17 protein-coding genes are annotated in these 20,852 nt (G+C 36.1%); 13 read left to right on the plus strand and 4 right to left on the minus strand.

Going from position 1 to position 20,852, the window contains the following annotated elements; genetic code table 11:
- From PTI45_RS24145 to PTI45_RS11835, 5 genes are all read left to right on the plus strand, one after another.
- Window positions 1-2,279 (plus strand): hypothetical protein (locus PTI45_RS24145; protein ID WP_175425173.1); only part of this gene is annotated, 2,279 nt, incomplete at its 5' end.
- Window positions 2,280-2,610: 331 nt separating this feature from the next.
- On the plus strand, window positions 2,611-3,495 hold the full coding sequence (locus tag PTI45_RS11820; protein ID WP_069327792.1) for a hypothetical protein: 885 nt from the start codon (window positions 2,611-2,613) through the stop codon (window positions 3,493-3,495).
- 255 nt (window positions 3,496-3,750) lie between these two features.
- Window positions 3,751-4,158: a hypothetical protein gene (locus PTI45_RS11825; RefSeq protein ID WP_139129245.1), complete on the plus strand. Its 408-nt coding sequence runs from the start codon at window positions 3,751-3,753 to the stop codon at window positions 4,156-4,158.
- A gap of 204 nt (window positions 4,159-4,362) precedes the next feature.
- The gene (locus PTI45_RS11830) at window positions 4,363-6,450 is read left to right on the plus strand and encodes a glycosyl hydrolase (RefSeq protein ID WP_069327794.1); all 2,088 of its coding nucleotides are present in this window, start codon (window positions 4,363-4,365) and stop codon (window positions 6,448-6,450) included.
- 283 nt (window positions 6,451-6,733) lie between these two features.
- A complete protein-coding gene (locus PTI45_RS11835; RefSeq protein WP_069327795.1) occupies window positions 6,734-7,198 on the plus strand; it encodes a putative immunity protein in 465 nt (154 codons plus the stop codon).
- Window positions 7,199-7,274: 76 nt separating this feature from the next.
- Here the strand turns inward: PTI45_RS11835 and PTI45_RS11840 are convergent, their stop codons facing one another.
- Window positions 7,275-7,778 carry a hypothetical protein gene (locus tag PTI45_RS11840; RefSeq protein ID WP_069327796.1) on the minus strand — a complete coding sequence of 168 codons (504 nt, stop codon included), beginning with the start codon at window positions 7,776-7,778 and terminating at the stop codon, window positions 7,275-7,277.
- A gap of 171 nt (window positions 7,779-7,949) precedes the next feature.
- On the opposite strand from PTI45_RS11840, the gene PTI45_RS11845 reads away from it, so the two are divergent.
- Entirely contained in the window at window positions 7,950-8,297 is a 348-nt protein-coding gene (locus PTI45_RS11845; RefSeq protein WP_069327797.1) for a hypothetical protein, read from the plus strand.
- A 159-nt stretch (window positions 8,298-8,456) separates the two neighbouring features.
- Here the strand turns inward: PTI45_RS11845 and PTI45_RS11850 are convergent, their stop codons facing one another.
- From PTI45_RS11850 to PTI45_RS11860, 3 genes are all read right to left on the minus strand, one after another.
- Window positions 8,457-9,491 (minus strand): hypothetical protein, encoded by a 1,035-nt coding sequence (locus tag PTI45_RS11850; protein ID WP_069327809.1) that lies wholly within the window; start codon window positions 9,489-9,491, stop codon window positions 8,457-8,459.
- Window positions 9,492-9,664: 173 nt separating this feature from the next.
- The gene (locus PTI45_RS11855) at window positions 9,665-11,185 is read right to left on the minus strand and encodes a sensor histidine kinase (protein ID WP_245703476.1); all 1,521 of its coding nucleotides are present in this window, start codon (window positions 11,183-11,185) and stop codon (window positions 9,665-9,667) included.
- The gene (locus PTI45_RS11860; RefSeq protein ID WP_069327798.1) at window positions 11,182-11,868 is read right to left on the minus strand and encodes a response regulator transcription factor; all 687 of its coding nucleotides are present in this window, start codon (window positions 11,866-11,868) and stop codon (window positions 11,182-11,184) included. The genes PTI45_RS11855 and PTI45_RS11860 overlap by 4 nt, the downstream gene beginning before the upstream one ends.
- Window positions 11,869-12,240: 372 nt before the next feature.
- Between PTI45_RS11860 and PTI45_RS11865 the strand changes: the two genes are divergently transcribed.
- From PTI45_RS11865 to PTI45_RS23900, 7 genes are all read left to right on the plus strand, one after another.
- A complete protein-coding gene (locus PTI45_RS11865) occupies window positions 12,241-12,681 on the plus strand; it encodes an SMI1/KNR4 family protein (protein WP_069327799.1) in 441 nt (146 codons plus the stop codon).
- A 169-nt stretch (window positions 12,682-12,850) separates the two neighbouring features.
- Window positions 12,851-13,897 carry an adenosine deaminase gene (gene add / locus PTI45_RS11870; protein WP_069327800.1) on the plus strand — a complete coding sequence of 349 codons (1,047 nt, stop codon included), beginning with the start codon at window positions 12,851-12,853 and terminating at the stop codon, window positions 13,895-13,897.
- Window positions 13,898-14,086: 189 nt separating this feature from the next.
- Window positions 14,087-17,263: a type 2 lanthipeptide synthetase LanM family protein gene (locus PTI45_RS11875; RefSeq protein ID WP_069327801.1), complete on the plus strand. Its 3,177-nt coding sequence runs from the start codon at window positions 14,087-14,089 to the stop codon at window positions 17,261-17,263.
- 42 nt (window positions 17,264-17,305) lie between these two features.
- Window positions 17,306-18,067, plus strand: a complete 762-nt coding sequence (locus PTI45_RS11880) for an ABC transporter ATP-binding protein (protein ID WP_241669282.1) — start codon at window positions 17,306-17,308, stop codon at window positions 18,065-18,067.
- 35 nt (window positions 18,068-18,102) lie between these two features.
- Window positions 18,103-20,148 (plus strand): FtsX-like permease family protein, encoded by a 2,046-nt coding sequence (locus PTI45_RS11885; RefSeq protein WP_069327803.1) that lies wholly within the window; start codon window positions 18,103-18,105, stop codon window positions 20,146-20,148.
- A 233-nt stretch (window positions 20,149-20,381) separates the two neighbouring features.
- Window positions 20,382-20,519, plus strand: a complete 138-nt coding sequence (locus PTI45_RS23710; protein WP_083243493.1) for a type A2 lanthipeptide — start codon at window positions 20,382-20,384, stop codon at window positions 20,517-20,519.
- Window positions 20,520-20,636: 117 nt separating this feature from the next.
- Window positions 20,637-20,774: a type A2 lanthipeptide gene (locus PTI45_RS23900; RefSeq protein ID WP_083243493.1), complete on the plus strand. Its 138-nt coding sequence runs from the start codon at window positions 20,637-20,639 to the stop codon at window positions 20,772-20,774.
- The last annotated feature ends 78 nt before the right edge of the window (window positions 20,775-20,852 follow it).

Consider the following 20,852-nt stretch of genomic DNA (forward strand, 5'->3'; position numbering starts at 1 on the left):
ATACATTACCTTTTGATATAAATAAATTATGTATAGAAAAATCTGACGAAATATTATATCAAGAAGAAGCTTTTTATAAAGCTTTGATGGTTTACGATGCTTTGTTAATAGAAAATTACGATCTACAAAAACAATATTTGACCTGGTTATTTTCAAATGAACAAGAGATATGGTTTCTGTACCCTAAAAGATATGAATTATTTATTGAGAGCTTATCTAATCTTATACAAGTCACAACAAACAATGTTATTGAAGATGATCATCATGTAATATTAATTCAATTATTATTACTAAATATTCCGGAAGATATTTTAATAGACACTACTAAAAAGTTACCCTTGAATTGGCAAGAGATTTTAGAAGTAAATCATTCGGTCATAGTATTAGAATCTGGATTCTTAGAGGTTCCTGTTGAGAACTGGTATAGATGGGTAGAAAACGCTATTAAAAGAAAAGATAAAACAGAAGGATTTGAAGTTTATAACAATATTGAAGTCAAAACTCGCTGGGAACATACAAATGATATTGCAACTCAAAGAATTGAATTACAATGGATGAATGATAATCAGGAAAGTATATCTTTAGTTATATTTATACCTGTAGCACAATTATATGTTGAAACAGATAAAGAAATGTATATAAAAGAATGGTTACATTTAGTAGAAATATATCATTCATTTTCTATGCAAGATGTAAATACAATTCCAATTGATGAATTAGTAACAAAGCTATCAGCAATACCGGATTATTTTTATAGATCGGCTAGTTTCTATATGATAAATAATCAGTCTCCACTATTTAATACCAAGCTTATTTATCCGGAAGATCCTGAATTTTTCATCAATTTACTTCCAGGTCTTGATCAATTATTACAAATAAATTTAGAAGATTGGATTTCGTCATTTATAAAAGATAACTGTAATGATTCTGAGGAAATGCTATCATTGTTTAGTAGTATACCGATTGGAGATGGGTTAACATTTGTTAATATTACCAAGCAACTTGTAATTTTAAAAGAAATAAAAGAAGACGATATATTGGATTGGATTATAAAAGAAATTAAGTTTTCACACAATCCTGTTCAAAAACAAAGGTTACTATATTATGTTTTATCTTCTCCAGATCATATTAAAAAAGAGTCTATTTTTGAAATGATAAAAAAAGAGTTAGCAAATCTTCTGCATTATGAGAAAGAAAAGGTAGACAAAAATTATAGGTTATATATATCACTTATACAATATGCTTACAGTAGCATGTCTATTAATTTTAGATATGATAAGTATACAGAAATTCAAAAAATCTTTTGGGCTTATAGGTATGCAGATCAAATGCTCAAAGAAATAATTGAATTGAATGGTCCTATCTCAGTTGAAGAAGTTATTGTCATTCTTGAGGGTGCCTGTACTCAAAATCTTTCTAAAGAACTTTTAAAATCTCGATATCCCAATTCGTTTGAGGTATGTCATCCTTTAAATACGAATGTGTGGAGAACTGTTATAGGAGGTACTTTAGATATTTTATTGAAATCTAAACCATTAAATTCACTAAAAACTATTTTAAATCCAATTTGTAATCATTTATATCAAACTGCCACAAATAATCATTTGGATATTGATAGAAAAGAAGAAAACACATTTTCCTTTTTTAAAAAGAAGAATGATTTGAAAACTAGTTTTGGAGAAAATAATATCATTCGAATCATCAAATTATTGAATAGATTTAAAGAGTCGCATGAATGGATACCTGATTATGTTCCAGAAGAACAAGCATTTTCTGTTATCAATCAGGTTATCGAGAATAATGAAAAGCTAGCTGATTATTCAGGTTATTTAATTAATATTTCATCTGATCTTTTTTCGGATCATTTGACAGTTTACGTAAAAACTCTTATTAATAATTATGAACTTAGTTGTGATGGCGATTTTAATGATTCTCTGCTACAAGAAATAGTTGTTTTATCTTCTTTAATTGTTGGTTTACCTGTAGAAGAAAGAAATCAATTTTCTATGATACTTTTAGAAAAACTGATTGATAGCTTAGATAAACCTATCCAAGAATCAAAAGTAATCTTCAATTTGATTTATAAGTTATCTGTTGCAGATACTACAAAGCATGGCTGGAGTTTATATGTTGAACTAATGGAGTCATTTCTAAATACAAATACTATATTTTATGAAGATTCTTATACTGCATCTATCATCAATGGTGCTTTAGAAAAAGCACCATTGATATTACGTAATCGAGTACAAGAATTAAGGAGAAATTTGAAAATTTTATAAATAGAAATAATTAATTATTTGTTAGTTTAAGTTTGTTTATGAATCTAAGATACAAAAAAGCATGAATAATTTTGTACAAGATTATTCATGCTTTTTGTTTACAATTCTATATTCTTTTAGTGTGAACATAAATTAGAGCTACTCCATCAGTCACGAATTGCATAGAAGTTGTTTTGCCTTTATCTGTTACGTAACGAAAATAATAATTGGATCACCTCTTTGCTTTTCTATGAAATATAATAATGTAATACAAGTTGCTTCGAAAATATTTGAAATCTAGCTGAAGAGAACAAATCAAAAAGTGATTATTCATAAAGGAGTGATTTGATTTATGGAGCCTGGGCTCATAAAAGATATAGCTCCCTACATAGCTGCTGTTGTAGCTATGACAGGGTGGTTCATTACGAATGCTTTAAACCGAAAGCAGAAAAAATACGATTTTTTCATTGCAACTTTGGAAAAACAAGTTAATCAGTTAAATGGACCTATTTTTTATAGAATAAAGTCTATGATGACCCAACAAGACAGAAAAAAGAAACTAGAAGACTTATTAGATACCACAAAATATTTAGCTTCAACGGACTCTCCGATATTTGTAGAAATAGATTCTAAATTATTGTCTATTCATAATCAACTGATAGAACTATATTATAAATACGAATATGAGCCAACCAAATACAATAAATTGTTGCTTTGTAAGAAATTCGCTTTGTTTTATGCAGTATCCAGTGATACTTTACGTGATAAAAACCTTATACTAACAAGGCAATATAGCTGGCTATATAGAATGTCATTTGTGGGTACTTTAAAAAGAATTGTAATGGAATCTTTTAAGTTCATTATTGAATGTATGATACCAATTACACAAATTTTGCTAATACTTTGGATTCCTTACTTCATTCTCTATTTCCAAAATCTAATGAAAGAAAGTTTATTTATTACGGATATTTTAAATAACTATGGAATATTAATACTTTGTAATATTATAAGTTTGACGATCACAATTATACTGTTCTCATATGATTTCGTATTTACTCAATACAAAATACCGGAGTTATTAAAAAAAAGAAAACATAATGGAGAAAAGCATACTAAAGATCAATTATCTGATGAGATGATTACATCAAACTATCTTATAGAGAAATGGGATTTATATACGAGAGAAGAAATTACCCTCATTGAAAAAGCTTCCCTGAGAGTGTCAAGAATGGTCTAAAGAGAGAATTTTAAAAATATTATTGGAGTTTAATAGGCTCAGGGACAAACTAAATAATGATATTATCTGAGAATAAAGCAGAATATAAAGGGTCAAATTAGAATAATATGCTAAAGTTAAGCAAAGCGGAGCAGATCCGCTATTACATAATAAATTATTAATGAGAAGTTATACCTTTTACCCAAGTAGTATTTATTAGAGAAATGTAGATTACATACCCATTGGAGAATAGATTAGAGAGGAATGAACTTTAATTTGAAATCAGCTATAGTACTTACCTTATTATCCACACTTCTAGGTTGTAGTCCCAATACCACACAGACCCAGCAAGGAGTACAACCTAACAACATTACAGAAATCAGCACGACAGAAATTTTAGCCCAAGAAACGATCCGTGATTCACCCCATGCAGATTTATTTATATTCAAGAATGGAGTATATGTTGTGGATCAACAGCTCACCATAAAGAGTGACCAGATCGGAGAGAAGTTAGGAACGATTCAACAACAGCATAAAGCCGATGAACCTTTTACCGAGTTCATGTCTACCACACTTCCCATAGGAACCGAAATGTATCAAATCAAAAATGAAGTTCATATAGATCAACTTGCTATTAAAGTTAAGGATCACTATAAAGTATACAAAGCGCTTGAAGAAGGATAAGTATAGTATCGTTATGCCTACAAACGTTTCAATACATATTTTCATATAAATAAGATACACCCAAGAATAAGGAAAAAAGCTTGCATGTTAAAAAACTATTTTTTCCTTATTTCCCTATATAATCCTTCCTTATACTTTTGTATATTTAACTCTGTAAGCGTTATCTATACAGATAGTTATTCCAACCACAGAGGAGTTGTGATCATGAGGAAGCGTTGGGCGATAGGGGTATTGGCAATGTTGCTGGCGGTATCACCAACAGCAGGGCAAGTGGCACAAGCAGAAAATGAGGTAGAAGCGGTCAATAGTAAAACATCTCAATCGCAGATCGTGAATCTAGCAGATGCAGACGCAACCAAAGCTACACGTTCGCTATTTACCTATTTGCTGAATAACGAAGGCAAAGATATATTATTCGGTCACCAACATGCCACGACGGAAGGTATCGGGATTACAGCCGAAGATGGAACACAATCTGAAGTGAAGCGATCTGTTGGTGATCTGCCGGGAGTATTTGGATGGGATACGCTAAGTCTAGAAGGATTTGAGAAGCCCGGAGTGTATGGTGGAGCAGCTACAGAGAATCGGGACAATCTGGTTAAGGTGATGAAGTCAGCTTACGAGCAAGGTAGTGTGCTCAACTTAAGTTCGCATATGCCTAACTTTGTAACTGGAAATGATTTTTATGATACCAAAGGGAATGTAATCAGTCATATCTTACCGGGTGGAGACAAGCATGCAGATTATAATGCTTTTCTCGATCAGGTTGCCGACTTTGCTCATCATCTTAAAGATGACCGCGGGCAAGCGATTCCGGTGATTTTCCGTCCGTTCCATGAGCAGAATGGCGGTTGGTTCTGGTGGGGTGCGCCTTATCGGACAAAAGAAGAGTATGTTGAGATTTATCGGTATACGGTAGAATATCTGCGTGATGTGAAAAAGGTGCATAATTTCTTATATGCATTCTCACCGGGTAGTCCATTCAATCAGGATGCAGATACTTATTTGGAGACGTATCCAGGGGACGATTATGTCGATATTTTGGGATTTGATACGTATTATGATGGCAATACACCGACATGGTACGATGCAGTCGTCCAAGATGCCCGCTTAGTAGCTGAGATTGCAGAGCAGAAAGGCAAAATTTCAGCGTTCACTGAATTTGGCTATTCCAATGTGAAGCCAACAGGCACGAAAGATTTGCAGTTTTTTACCAAGTTGTTAAAAGCATTACAATCTGATCCTCAAGCGAAAAAGATGTCTTATATGCTCACATGGGCGAATTTCAATACGGATTCTATCTTTGTTCCTTATCGGGATGCACCGAATGGGCTAGGCGATCATGAACTGTTACCAGATTTCCAAGCTTTTTATGATGATCCATATACTGCTTTTCAACAAGAGGTTGAAGCTGATCGTCCGTATCAGCAGAAGTCCAAAGTAGCCAAAGAGCAACCATTTATGCATATCGCTTCACCGATCAACAATGCAACGATTCCACTTAGCAAGCCGACAACGATTCGAGTGCGAGTGAATGAAGCCAAGATTGCGAAAGTGACCTATCAAGTGGAGGGTAATAGTACAGAGCATAAAATGAAAAAAGATGCAGACGGATTCTATTATGTGGCGGATTGGACACCTGATGCATCGCTTGCAGAAGAGGGAACCACATTAACGGTACAAGTTGATCTCAAAGGTGGTCAGGTGCTTACCCAAACGGTGCAATTGTATGTAAGTGATAGTGATGGAACAACCGATCCATGGGTAGTCGATCTATTTGAAACGTATAAAGGTAGCGATGAATTACTAGATCGAGCATATGTTACAGCAGGCGATCCGAATACAGTCACACTGAGTACGTATGGCAAAAATAGTGGAAAATACGGTCTGAAATACGATTATACGCTGAACAGCCAGGGTTATACAGGCGAGTCCAAAAATATGCAAAATAGTGACTGGTCAGGCACCAATGCAGTTCGGTTCTGGATGAAGCCAGATGGTAGCGATAATAAGCTAGTCATTCAGATTAACATCAACGGTACTTCGTTTGAAGCTTATCCTTCGCTTCATGGAACAGAAGCAGGAATGATCGAGATTCCTTTTACCGACTTCAAGCCAGCCCCATGGGACACTGCTAATGCGGATAAAGTGATTACAGCATCCAGCTTGAAAGATGTGCGAATGTTCTCGATCTACGTTAATAAAGGGGAAGATTCTTCGGTGACAGCAGGCACATTGTATTTCGATGATATTGAAGCATATAACGATGGAAGTACGAGTGTACCGGAGTAATATAGGAAAAGTAAAAAAGCTCTTGAGTTTTTCAAGGGCTTTTCTTTTATACTAGATAGAAAGGAAGTGAGAATAAACCAACGATAATCATGAAAGAGCAGATGATAAATTTATAATTAGAAGCTTACCCTTCATATCAAGGCTTTTGGAACGAATAGATAAAAGATGAAGATTGAGAGGAAGAACGATTATATTATTTGGAACAATCTGACTTTGTAAGACATCTTATTCGATGATATCAAAGGGGTACACATTATCAGATTCTTGAAAGGAGAAGGTTGCCTTGAGTAAATCTAAGATTAAGATTATAGACGACTTATCACTGCGAGCAGAGATCGAACAGAAGATCGAGAAGATGAGTCATGTTCAATTAGCACAATGGGCGCTTAGTCTAGCAAAGCATGTTCTACCTTATCTGGAGCAAGAATTACCGAATCTTGAACAAGTGGAGCAAGCGTTCAAAGTAAATGAGCTATGGCAAGTGGGACAAGCTACGGTACATCAAGTAAGGCAAGCTGGATTCCAGATTCACAAGATTGCTAGAGAGTGCCAGAGCGAAATAGCCAAAACAGCAGCCAGAACTGCCGGACAAGCGGTAGCTGTAGGACATATGAGAGAACATGCTATAGTCGCGAGTGATTATGCGATTAAAGTGATCGGTCTTGCATCAGATAACAAGATGAAGTGTATTACCGAAGAACGTACATGGCAACTAATACAACTACAAAACTTTCAGCAAGACCATTAATAACAAGAACTACGATAAACGAATAAAAAAGAACAGCTCTCCAACTTTCGAGAACTGCCCTTATTATCATGCAAAATTAAAGATAACCGGCTTTATCCAAGCACTCCAGATAATGAGCAAAATAAGGATCGTTAGGATTGGTACAAGCTTCAGGTTTAATTCCTTTAAGTACATAGAGTTCATACATTAACACTTCACATAAACCTTGTAAGTTAAAGCCTGTCATCGTGCTACCATTATCCGAGTCTACAATCACTCGAATCATTCGACCTTCTTGGATATCTCCCCATACGTTATATTCCCTTGTTTCTGAGTATGTAGAATGCTTTTTTGCCATTTCTGCTTGAATTGAACGTTCTTCTTCTGTAAATAAAGAATCAAGTAACACTGCATCTGTAATCACATAACACTTATAAATCGCATCAAAATCGCACATAGGATCTTTTTTCAAATCCTCGACAGTACGTTTACTGACTTCAATAGCAGCATATTTAGTCCGAAGCAACTGATCCACGAATGTTAGATCGTATTCGTAAGGAATCTGTTTACTTTGGAAAAGGGTATATAGCTGTTCGCTCATGATTAGGCGCTCCTTAGGTATAGAAAAATTTGGAATAGGCATATTACTTTTATGTTATAATTTTACAATATAACGACGCTTATTCATGATTTTAGCGTAAAGGAATCACACAAAGAAATCAAATGTAGAGCATATAACAAAGCGACCTATTCAGAATAAAAGAGGTGAAGCATGAGACTATTTATCATAACTTGTTGTATACTAGGGTATTCTTTTTTTCTAATAGGATGTAATGCTAACACAGAGAGTACTGCTTGTTATGCAGCTATTATTAATTATAACGAACAACAATATTTAGGCGGACAATCTGTAGATATCAAGCAGTATACAGATATTCAACCAGTCGGTGAAATTGTACAACGAGTCGATGCAGAGGTTTATCCATCAGCACACCTGATGTCTAACGCTGTAGATAAAGGTACAAAAGTATTCGAGACATCAGATCATAATTTGTTAATTAAGCAATTGAATGGAGAGTATCAATTATTTTTTCCAGATGACAATGGAGTAAAAGGGTAATAGTTCACAAGTGGATATTCTGACGGGTACAAGAACTCATTTGAGAAGATAAAGTAAACTCTGAGGCATGTGTATCTCATATTGTGAATCAAATCATATACAATAAATCATAAAAATAAGCTAAAGCCACACATCGATCACGATCATGTTGGCTTTAGCTTATTTTTCTATTCCTATAATATACGTCATGATTCCGTTACTCTCATCATACATAGACAAACTTTTACTTGACGGGTTCCATTGGATCGAAGCGTTGGAATCTTGGATTTTGGCAAACACAGGGGTTGTTTTACCTGTAGCTTGATCGAAAATATAGAGCCCATTCATCCCTTGTTGATTCACCTGATTGATTGCAAAAGCAAGCATACGGCTATCTGCGGACCATACACTATGACTGATTAAACTTCCTTGCGCTAATGTGCCTTTCACATCACCTTGCGGATCAATAATGATCAGCTTAGCAGGTTCAGTTGTATTCCATAGTCGTTGTTCGATTGCTATACGTTCGCCATCTGGAGATACAGTAAAGGTTCTCACATTGCTAGCAATCGCAATTATAGTAGGTTCTGATTGATTAGCGTATTGTACCAGCCGATAGACATGAGTATCTGAACCTAAAAAGTAAATCACTTTACCGATCTTCTGTACATTGTCGATTCTATCCTGTGGTTGCATAGAATAAGGTAGAACAACATCGGAAGAGTGACCGTTTAGATCGATTAAGCGTATACCGCCACCGATTTGATCTGCAATTAAGTGTTCATTGTCTGCCCAGCTGACGGTATTGGTGATATCCAGTCTACCGATAGATGTGACTTTGCCTGTCGATACTTCCCAAATATAGCCTTGAATCTCATACGGATCACCATCTACACCTTCTGTAAAAAATACATGCTGACCATCTTGAGAAGTTAGTGCAAGATATTGAGGTGATGTGCGATCAGGTGTAAATAATTTCTCTTTAGCCGTTGTTATATTATAAATATACAGCCGATCTTTTTTGTTAATAATCAGTTCGGTATCGGATAACCATGTACGTGCATACCGATTTTTCAATGGATCTACTGTGGAAAGAAGCACTTCGTCGGCTTTTTTTTGCGTAGATGTATCCAGCGGTAACACGGTAAGTTGTGGTTCTGATGAGCGAAGTCCGCCTGTATGGGTTAACGGACTACATGCACTAAGTAACATCATGAATAGGATACTACTAATCAGCAAGTACATAGAATCTCGACGATAGAATATCTTTATTTTTTTCACAAAAGAACATCTCCCTTATATGATCGATGTCTTTACTATAAGGTGCAGACGTTTCGTAAATATATCGAATTGTATCCAAGTTGTAAATAATAGCTTGTAATCGTGCATTACAAAGGAAGTTCCAATATAAATACAGTTCCTGATGGATTCGATTGCTTAATATACAATTGACCTTGCAAACGTTCTGCTAGGCGGCGGGCAAGAGGAAGACCTAGACCTGTTCCGCTACCTGTACGTGCACGGTCACTGCTTAATGTAGCATACGGTTCGAATACATTGTCCCATTGATCTTCGGGAATAATAGCTCCCGAATTGGCAATACGGATGATCGTTTTGTGATCATCTAGCATATTCGATAGCTGAATCCAACCATGTTTACGATCATTATATTTCACTGCATTATCTAACAAATTCAATAAAATATGCATAAGATGCTTGGGATCGGTAATCATGTTCACCGACACCGTCTGCACTTGTAGATCAATACCTGAAGTGGATGCTTTACCACGTGTACGTTCTGCTACATCTTGAAGTAGTGCGTCTAACTGTACCGTATGCAATTGCAATTCAAAATCATATTTCTCAAGCAACGATAAACGAATCGAATCTTCAATCAATTCAATCAGACGTTTGGTTTCTTTGGCAATGCTTTCGCTCGCTTCTTGCACTAATGAAGGATCATCCCCATACATACGTAACAAATCGGCATACGCTTGAATAGAGGTGACAGGTGTTTTCAATTCATGACTGATATTTCCGATAAACGCTTTTTGCAATTGTTCCAGTGCTGTTAATTTGGTAACAGCTTGTTCCAATTGTTGTTTTTCATTTTCCAAATCGTTCATACTTTGAGCAATCATATGTCCCATCTGTACAATACCTTCTCCAAGTTGCCCTAATTCGTCTTTACGAGTAAAAAGAGTTGTCTGAGCAACAGGATATTGACCTTGAGCTATCGAAATAGTCTCCTGGGTAAGTCGCTCAATATCTGTAGTTTGCTTGCGAATATACAACCATCCAACAATAAAGCTGATCATCAACACAGACAATCCTATCCAGAGCAATAAATGTACGATATCTTGATAAAAGGCTTGCTGTTCTGCGATTGAAAGATGAAGTTGTGCTACTCCAAGTAAACCGTTCGGTCCTTGAATCGGAGACAAGTAAATCACTGAAGAACCTGCTGTAATATAAGCGATCTGACCTTTTAAAGCATACGCAAGTGCCTGTTCTACATGGGCTTGAGGAGCAAGAGGTAAGGAATCACCGACTAATTGTCCTTTAGCATCGTATAACACAATCCGCATATTACTGGATATTCCCAGTTGACCTGCAAGTTCTGTCGCTCGTAATTTCATAAATGACTTGGGATCGGAAGGATTGCTAGCTAGATACTCTTGCCGTATCGTAAGCCCTACAATTTCACTTTGACGTTTGAGTGTGTTTTCAATTTGGTTCTTCTGATTCGATTGAATCCCGATCAGTACTAGCGTACTTAATACACCTACCGTAAATAAAAGCAAAACCGCTAAAAGTAGTGGGAATTTCCAACGTAAACTCCATCCGCGTGATTGAAATAGATGTGAACGTGTAGTTGGTTGAGCATTCTTAGATGCAGAGCGCTTCACGATAAATATTCCGCTTTGTAGCCAATACCATAGACCGTTTGCAGTAAAGCTTGGTGTGGCTCTATTTTTTTACGTAATCGCTGAATATGAATATCGATTGTTCGTGTTTCTCCCAAGTAATCCATTCCCCATACCAGTTCTAGCAGTTCTTCGCGTGTATAGACACGATTCGGATGCGCAATAAGTAGAGCAAGCAAGTCGAACTCTTTCGGTGTAAGTTCGATCGGCTGCTGATCAACTAACACTTTACGACTACTGGTGTACACTTCAACTGCTCCTAATATCGAAGGGGCATCGTTAGCCGAAGGTGTGCTTTCTCGTTCCATACGTCGTGCTAATGCTTTGATCCGGGCAATTAATTCACGAATATCGAAAGGCTTAGAAAGGTAATCATCTGCACCCATTTCTAGACCTAATATTTTGTCAATAATATCGGACTTGGCAGTAAGTAAGAGAATACCAATGCCTTTACGATTATTCAGCTCACGACAGACTCCATATCCATCAAGCTTAGGCATCATCACATCAAGTACAATAACATCAGGCTTGAAAATGTTTGTTTTGACAAGTGCATCTTCACCATCTATAGCTGTTTCTACGATAAAATGTTCTCTTTTTAAAGCATAAGCAATCGAGTTACGGATACTTTCTTCATCATCTGCGATTAGTATTTTTTTGGACATAAGTGTAACCCTCTCTTTATTCAATGTTTCATTATTATATCGGAAATAGTATGCAATAGATTTCCTAATGCAAACAGTATAACAGACATTGCTTTAACCTCGCAGGTCGTTACTAGAACAGATATATTACTGTATGACAAAGGGTTAGAACCATAACATGACACCAGTGGCAGGTATAGTATTTTTACCTGTAGTTTCTGAAGTGATTAATGAAGCTAATCATCTTGCATTAGACACCATTGTACTTATAAATATAGCAAATACGGTATGTAGATCATGACTTATGCTGATGATTAGATGCAAGAGTCTGTATAGTTATACTATAATAGAAGATATCGCTTATATCCGTTATCCAAATAAGGAGTGTTGACTATGGAATTAGAATTGTCTCAATTAGGATCTTGTGAATTTTATCCACCGGCTGAAAATAGTACGATCCGTGATGCAGAGAAATGGATGAACACTACATTTCCCAAAGCGTTAAAACAATTATGGAAAAAAAGTGATGGTTTATATACCGATGAAGGTGTACTGATCTATGGAGCAGAGCAAATTGCTGAACGTAATCAGACATGGGAGACGGAACTGTATGCAGAAGGGTATGTAGCTGTAGGCGACGATAGTGGAGGTAAAGTATTAATTATGCTTGCTGAAGCAGGAGCCAAAGATGTATGGATTGTGGATGGTGGGAGTATGAGCCCTGATGATGGTATGCATGTCACCGATCATTTTATTCGTTGGGTGAATGAAGGTCTAGAACTGGGCGAACCTGAAGAAGATGAATACATAGACGAAGATGATGATTTAGATTAAGTCGTCTTTTCCCATCGCAAATGAAATATAAAGTTATACCTCTTCTTATATGTCATTTAATATAACATTAGATAATTAAAAGTATACTTTATTTCGTTTATATGTTATATTAATGAACATTTAAATGACGTATTTTTAATTATTTAAACATATAGAGGAGGATATAATAATGAGCAATCATCTGAACGGTCTTGATGTGTCTTCTCTACCCAAAATAGATTTACATGTTCATCTGGATGGAAGCTTGCGTCCGCAGACTGTACTGGATCTGGCAGAAAGTCATGGTGTTGAACTGCCAACAACAGATAAGCATGCGTTACTTTCTCATATGCAGGTCAATGAACATTGTAGTAGTCTGCAAGATTACTTGAGCAAATTTCATTTTACAACTCAATTTTTGCAAACAGCTATAGCGTTAGAGCGAGTCGCTTTTGAAATTGTTGAGAAAGCGATGGGACATCGTTGTAAATATATCGAGATTCGGTTTGCTCCTCAATTGCATCGTGAACGTGGACTATATACTGAAGAAGTGATCCATTATGTACTTGCAGGTCTTAAGCGTGGTGAACAACAGTTCGGTGTAAGAGCACGGGGGATCGCGATCTGCATGCGTAATCACAGTTATCAACAAAATATTGAAGTGATTCATGCTGCTTCCAAATATATAGGCAAAGGTCTCGTTGCTGTCGATCTAGCTGGTGATGAAGCTTCATATCCACCTGAATTATTCCGTGATATTTTTGCCGCTTCTCATCGTAGAGATATTCCGGTTACGATTCATGCAGGTGAAGCCGCTGGAGCAGCTAATATTTATGAAGCGGTATCCAATCTGGGAGCGACTCGAATCGGTCATGGAGTACGTCTACAAGAAGCACCGGCAATTATGGATATGATGATTGATCGTCAGATTCCGCTTGAAATGTGCCCGGTAAGTAATATCCAGACCAAAGCCGTCTCTAACTGGGAAAGTTACCCGATTCGTGATTATTTTGAACGTGGATTAATGATTACAGTGAATACAGATAACCCTGGTGTATCCGGTACAAGTATGACCAAAGAATACAGTATTCTAGCTGAACGATTCGGATTTACAGCTTCCGAATTAGGTAAGATCGCTATGAATGGAGCGCATGCTGCTTTTCTAGAAGAAAGTGAAAAAGCGAAGTTAAAGCGAGAATTGCGAGCAGAGTTTGCTAATCTTGGCATTTCAGTATGAGATGAAACGAATGATAACGATGTAGAGACTTTCCTGATGTTGATGGAAAGTCTTTTTTGTGCGTTCATTTTGAAGATCAGTGTAGGATTCGCAAGTGTGCGTGCAATACTCAATCCAATAGAAAAGATGACGATTATAATAACTTCAGGAAGAAATAGTTATCATCTAACATAAAGGGGACGAGTACCAATGACCTTATTAGATATCTGCAAATTAAAAACAGCCACTTATCTGCAAGAGCGGATGATCACTGAACCTATATCTACCGTATCTATAACCAATGAAGCCTTAGAACAATGGACAGAGTATATTCAGTTACCTGTGCAGTACAGACATGCGTTTTTGGAAAGCTATAGCAAATCCGAACAAGAATTCAATTCGTTAACTCATCCGTTAGCTCCAGACATTGTATTAGAAGATCAACAGAAGTGGATTGATGATCTACAACAATTAATGAGTGATTTTAATGCAAATGAGAGTATATTATATGCGGTCAAAGGACATATTCCTACCGAACATCCTTACTTATGTTTTACATATCCTTTTTTATACTGGATGCAACAGATGATTGATATGGATCTGCCCCAGACACCCAAAGTAGATCAACAAGCGATTCAATCGGTTATTTTGGAAGCCACCTTACAGACAGTACTTAAATTATCAGTAAAAGTCTTAACTGTAGAAATTAATAAGCTGAGCAAGCATTCATTACTAAAGGGGGATACTCCTGAAGCAAGATATCAAGATTTTTGTACGCAATTACAACAACGTCAGTACTTTACACAGCTGGTATATGAGTATCCGACTATGTTTCGCATGATTATAGAAGAAAGTATACAGCAGAAGAATTTCTTACTTGAAGCTGTAGATCATTTAATGTCTGATTTTAATCAGATTCAAGCCGAGTTTGGATTATTGGGCGCTTTAACAGGCATAGAAATGAATAAAGGAGACAGTCATTGTGGCAAGAAAACAGTGTTGATCTGTGCATTTGAACATGGCAAAGTGGTCTATAAACCGAAGCCATTACAAGTGAATAACCATGTGAATCAGATCATTGAGTATATGAATAATCATGGACTAGAGTATCCAATCAAGCCATTGCCTGTAATCGCTTATGAAGATTATGGATGGCAAGTTTATATCGAACAAGTGAGTAGTACATCAGAAGCGGAGATTGAAGAATTATATTATAAAGTAGGTGCTTATCTCTGTTTATTACATGTGCTTATGGGAAGTGATATGCATACAGAAAATGTAATTATGTCAGGCAATAATCCATATTTTGTAGATTTGGAATCTTTATTTCAAGGATATGATAGTCAAGATTTACAGGAAGAGACTGCTTACAAAAAAGTGCTCTATGCTATTAAAGATTCAGTTATTCGTACTTGCTTATTTCCAGCCAAGTTGGATAAACAGTCGAATCTGGATATTAGCGGTCTTACGGGTACAGGTGAAAAAACGATTGCTAAAGGAAAATTTACATTTGAACATAATTATACGGATCAGATCAAGTTGGTTCGTACTCGTTATACCACTACGCACAAAAAGAATATTCCTTTGCTCCATGGAGTAAGAGTAGATCCAAGGCAATACGTGACTTCAATTGTGAAAGGATTTGAACAAGCCTATCAGATCATCTGTCAGAATAAGTTTGATTTTATAGGACAGCATGGACTCATCCGAAACTTTGCCAAAGATAAAGTCCGTACGATTGTTCGTAATACCAGTGATTACAGTACATTATTAAATGCTTCGACCAATCCTAATTATTTGATAGATGCTTTATATCGCAATCGTTTATTTGATCGGATGTGGGCAATTTCTAGTCGTAATCACCGTTTATTACCTATTATTCCTGCTGAAATTTATGATTTGCTGCATATGGATATTCCGTACTTTTACTCCTATGTTGATCATACATCGATCTATGATAGTCGTGATCTGGAATACGAATATTTCCATCAAGAAACATTGTTAGATCGAGTCATACTACGTATCGAAAATATGGATGAACAGCATACAGATCAATCATTTCAAGTACAGATGATCAAGACTGCATTAGCAACGCCGATCAAAAAGTGGGATCTCAAACAATACAAAAAAGATTATCGTGAGACAGATCATTTGGAACGGAAACCAGCGTATTATTTTATTAAAGAAGCAACCCGAATTGCAGATGAACTGATTGCTCTTAGTACCACTACCACCGATTTTGACGATATTAGCTGGCAAAATGTAACGATCGGCAATGATGAACAGTGGATTATCAATCCGTTAGATAATTCTTTATATGAAGGATTACTTGGAAATGCCATCTTTTTCGCTATGATGTATCAAGTGACCGAACAAACACGTTATCTGGATGTAGTAGAAAAAATTCTTGTAGCTGTCAATCTAGATACGATGTTGTACAATAAACCACAATCGTTATCTGCTTTTACCGGGGAAGCGAGCTATGCGTATAGCTATTACTATCTGGGGATGTTGTTAGAGCGTCAAGAGCTTAAAGATCAAGGGATACAGCATATTTTACATTGTGGCACAAAAATAGCGGAAGATGATCAATATGATCTGATGGCAGGTTGTGCAGGAACACTTCTTGTAGCACTGCAAATATATCAGGATTGTTTGAAAGATGAAGTGTTGTCGATAGCGATTCAATGTGGTGAACATCTGATCAAGCATGCCACTCAAGTCAACGACTATAGTATAGGCTGGCAAAATGCGATTGGTGATGGAAGTGTACTCACAGGTATGTCACATGGCAATGCAGGAATAGCATGGGCATTAGCAGAGTTATATGAAGAAACCCGGATCGAGACATTCCGAAATTATTCCAATCAAGCCATCGCTTATGAACGAGGACTGTATTCTATAGAGGAAAATAATTGGTTTGATCTACGCAATCGTCAACATCGTATTCAAAAAAACTTTCCAGAGCCTGTGAATTGGTGTCATGGTGCGCCAGGAATTGGTATGGCAAGAGTCAAAATATTTAATATTATTGCTGAACAACAAACAGGTATTGAGATTAAGCGAGCGATTCAGAAAACACTTCAAGAAGGATTCGGAGGTAGCGATTGTCTATGCCATGGATCGATGGGGAATATAGACCTGCTATTGTTATCTGCTCAACATCTAGGTCAATCGGAACATCTGGATATCGCTCAACGTATTGTCGGTGATCTGGTGAAGAATGCTCAAGCAGATCAATGGTATAGTGGTATTCCGCAGACTGCTCAAGTGCCGACTCTAATGATTGGCTTAGCAGGTATTGGATATCAACTATTGCGTACTATAGACCCTTATCATATTCCATCAGTACTGACACTGGAATTACCTCATCAATCTCAAGTATAAATAGTTAAAGATATTCATTTCAACCATAAAGGAGAATAGATGATGACTAATAATGCTGTACTCATCGCCAAAAATATTGTCAAATCTTACGATCATGTTAAAGCACTAAATCAGATATCGCTTGAAGTCCAAAAAGGAGAATTTGTAGGCATTATGGGTTCCTCAGGCTCAGGCAAAACAACATTATTAAATGTATTATCTACGATTGATCATATTTCAGATGGAGAAATTTTTATTGATGGGACAGAGATCAGTCGATTGAATGATAATCAGACAAGTGATTTTCGCAAAGATTATTTAGGGTTTATTTTTCAAGAATATTTATTATTAGATAGTTTAACGATTCAGGAAAATATAGCAGTTCCTTTAACATTACTCAAAAAGAAACCAGCTGAAATTGAAGCCTCGATTCAAGCATTAGCCACACGTTTCGGTATTGAAAATCAGTTACACAAATATCCGAACGAATTGTCAGGGGGACAACGCCAAAGAGCTGCGGCAGCCAGAGCCATGATCAAAAATCCAAGTATTTTATTTGCAGACGAACCGACAGGTGCGCTTGATTCCAACTCTGCTCAAGAACTATTAGAAAAGCTTAAAGAAATTAACGAAGAGTTACACACCACGATCTTAATGGTCACTCATGATGCGTATTCAGCAAGTTATGCTAATCGAATTATTATTTTAAAAGATGGTCAGACGATCAAGCAATTACACAAAGCTCAAAAAAGCCGTCAAACATTTTTTGAAGAGATATTAGAAGAAATTGCTGCTCTATCCAATCGAACACTTTCCAGTATATAAGATTAGAATAAAGGATGGTTAAAGGAGGTTTATATGTGAGTTTGCTCCGTATTGTACAAAAGAATTTGAAAAAAAATCTATCATTTTACTCTTTATATTTAGGTTCAGTTGCTTTTGTATTGATGATTTTTTACTTTTCTATTTCTTTTGGAAGTAATGATCTGATTCTGTCTCGCTTAATGGGGGATAATAAGTTACAAGCGATGATTAAAGTGGTATTACCCCTACTTATGGCTTTTGTGTTGTTTTATATGTCTTATTCGAATACTTTTTTTATGAAGCGAAGAATGAAAGAATTAAGTATTTATGCATTGCTTGGTTTTAATAAACGTAAAGTCATTTGGATTCTATTTTTAGAAAATATTTTTATTTGTTTGCTGGCACTCGGTATTGGTATTATAGTGGGTGGTATTGTCTATATCGTATTGATTCAGATCGTTATTAAGTGGCTTGGTGTTTCTTTGGATCAGTCTAATATTGTATGGTTTAACAGTGATGCAGTACTGATGACCAGTTCTTTTGTTGTACTGGCACTAATCGTTTTGTTATTTTCTAATTATCGATTTATCCGTAAGCATACACTACTGGATCTGGTCAAAGTAGAAGGTACACGTGAGAAACCGATTCAACTTAAATTGTGGAAAGCGATTGTCGGTTTTGTTGCTCTTGTCGCTGGATATATACTGGCACTTGATATCAAAAGAGGAGCCGATTCGTTATGGGTGACGATTGGATTTGCACCGTTATCCATGTTGACGTTTATACTGGTTGTTGTCGGAACGATTCTATCTATCCATTCTTTTTTGCCATATACGTTAAATAAATTAAAAGCCGCTAAACATTCTTTTTATCGGGATACCATGATTATTACGATTCCTCAATTTGTACAGCGGATTACTAGCAATTCGAGAACACTTATTGTCTCTACGTTAATCTCTGCTACAGCATTAGGATTATTGGGAGCTGGGGTTATTACGTTTTATTATCCTGTTAAAGCGATTGAACGGACCAACCCAGCTGCTTTTGAATTTCCAATGCAAGATGCGGTATTGACTCAAAAGGCTTTGGCTATTGTGAAGCAACAAGCAGACGCAGATCATATTCAATCCAAGCAGACTACCGTATTGGAAGTGCAATCATCTTCAAAGAATTTGCCGTTTGAGTATAGTGCTAAAGAAAAAGCAGGTTTTGATCTGATCTCCGCATCAGATTATCAACGTTCTTTGGTATTACAAGGTGACACTCCCAATATGAATGATCTAACCGGCAATCAAGCAATTTTTATCAAATACAATCAAAATAATGTAGATGAACGTGGCAAAGTCTATACATTAACCCCTCCACAAAGCAAGCCGATTGATGTGGATGTTAAGTACACCACACTTGAAAATACAATCTCTTTCGCAAATAGTGTAGGTACATTAGTATTACCGGATGCTTTGTATCAGCAGATTCAAGCCACAGGCGTACCTTCACGTCAGATTATGAGTATTTATGGCGATGGATTGCGTAGTGACGCTGTTGTTCATGCACAGTTGAGTCCACTTTTTGCAGACAATCCTTATTTTCAAAGTGCGATTGGAAAACGAACGGTCTTTTTACAAGCGAACAGTTCATCTTTATTGATTAGTATTTTTGCGAGTACGATCTTTTTAATTTCGACAGGTAGCATTTTGTACTTTACTAATATTTCGAATACGTATTCCAAAATTAATGATTTTAGAATCTTAGAAAAGTTAGGCTATCGTAAATCGAAAATTAAAAAAATCGTCAATTACCAAATTTTTATCACGCTGGTTATTCCATATATTCTGGGTAGTCTTCATAGTATTTTTGCTCTAGAATGCTTCAAGACATTAATGCCTAACTTGATTGGAGATGCCAGTGCATTCTGGTTACCGGAGATTGTAGCAATCGGTATATTTACAGTAATCTATGGGGTGTATTATCTAATCACCCAGTATTCTTCATATAAAGTCATCTGGGGTCGTGCAGTTAAACCACGTACGATAACGCAACCTCCTGATTCTAAAGAATATGTTTCATCGTATGGAAAGCGCCGTGCACGTAGTTACAAATAGTTTCCTTATAATTTTACAAATTATATTAATTAGTGATTAGATCTAAAGAAGAAACACACAGTACTTGTGTGTTTCTTTTTTTGTTATATTGATGCAAATGATCTAAACTGACCAAATTATTTTAAATAAATAATAAGATTGCGCTTTTTACTCATTCTAAAATATGTAATTATTGTTATTTTTAGTATGTAGTTATTGATAACTATAAATGATGCAGGGAGGAGGCGTGCTATATGAAAGAATTATTTGTAGATTTGTCAGCAGTGGAAGATATTACAGAAGCTGAGTTACAAGCAGCAGTAGCTCCAGGCGATGGATGGATTACAACTTTGACAGACGATTGCCCGAACTCCATTATTGTATGTTGTTAATTTTATGTTGACAGGCGAGGAACTTAAAGGAATATAGCAGTTTACTGCATACTTACACACTTGAGATCAATATGGTTCAAAGTGATTCACCAATACAATCCTAAGGAGTGTTTAAATATGAAAGAATTATTTGTAGATTTGTCGGCTGTTGAGGATATCACAGAAGCAGAATTACAAGCAGCAGTAGCTCCAGGCGATGGATGGATTACAACTTTGACAGATGATTGTCCTAACTCTATTATTGTTTGTTGTTAAGTGACCAAATAATAATAAAGAATACAGAGCCGATATCTTAGGATATCGGATTTACTTTTTTTTACAAATAAATGGTAT

The organism is Paenibacillus nuruki (genome assembly GCF_001721045.1).
GTDB lineage: Bacteria > Bacillota > Bacilli > Paenibacillales > Paenibacillaceae > Saccharibacillus > Saccharibacillus nuruki.